The sequence below is a fragment of the Lyngbya sp. CCY1209 genome, assembly GCF_035615495.1.
In the GTDB taxonomy this organism is placed as follows: Bacteria; Cyanobacteriota; Cyanobacteriia; order Cyanobacteriales; family Microcoleaceae; genus Limnospira.
The window spans coordinates 1-444 of record NZ_JAJENU010000367.1; the positions used below are offsets into that span (position 1 = coordinate 1).

1 protein-coding gene is annotated in these 444 nt (G+C 45.7%); it reads right to left on the reverse strand.

The features are described 5' to 3' along the window. Positions 1 to 444, reverse strand: a 444-nt coding sequence (locus LKE08_RS10485) for a group II intron maturase-specific domain-containing protein (protein WP_324704168.1), incomplete at both ends; no start/stop codon positions are given.

A 444-nucleotide genomic window follows, 5' to 3' on the forward strand; every position in this document is an offset into this window, starting at 1 on the left:
CTTCTCGGTTTGAGATTTCTGGTGATTTCCCTCTCCTTGTTGCCCAATAGACCCAGTTTCCGTCATACGTCGATGCGTTCGGTCTGACCAGCGTGTGGTATACAATGGGAGTCCAGGAGTGTTTTTGGAGTCGTAGACCATCCTTGGTTTGGAATATCCACTTATCCTTCCTTTCATCCCCGTTGCTCAGTTTTGCCATTCCTGTTCGGTAGTATTTTCTGAGCGTTTTGTATTCGGCGTTTCCGCATCGTGATACTATCCATGCCCGCAGTTGTTGCCAGAGTATGTTATCTAGCTTATTGAAAATCTCCTTAGAGACTACCCCCGAGTAATACCTTGCCCATCCAGTGATGATGGGGTTGAGTCTTTTAATCAGGGCGGCTTGAGGTGCAGTTTTGTGATTTTTAATCACCTCTTTTACCTTTTCAATGTGGGCTTTGATTG